General features: G+C 48.7%; 1 protein-coding gene. It reads right to left on the bottom strand.

Annotated elements, in window-relative coordinates; genetic code table 11:
- On the bottom strand, window positions 1-263 hold a 263-nt coding region (locus ACLJNW_RS25875), incomplete at both ends, for a DUF1788 domain-containing protein (RefSeq protein ID WP_410961461.1).

Genomic DNA, 263 nt, shown 5'->3' with positions numbered 1-263 from the left:
AATCAATGCCCGCCAATGGGGAGAGATCGTGTCCGCTATAGGTTCCCGGATAAAACATCAGCAGGGGGGTAAAACCCATCACGTCCTGCAAGGCGCTCATCAGCTCATGGCCACGAACCAGCGGCCAGGCGTTACCCATTCCTGTCAGAATGACAAACTCTTGATTCTGAAGATCGACTTTTTTTGCTATGTAATCCGCGATCTTTTTCTGATTCAATAAGCCAACGAGTTGTTTTTTCAGCGCTTCGGTACCGACTTTCACT

The sequence above is a fragment of the Salmonella sp. SAL4457 genome (genome assembly GCF_046548235.1).
Taxonomy (GTDB): Bacteria; Pseudomonadota; Gammaproteobacteria; order Enterobacterales; family Enterobacteriaceae; genus Salmonella; species Salmonella enterica.
This window is presented reverse-complemented; position numbering and strand designations above follow the sequence as displayed.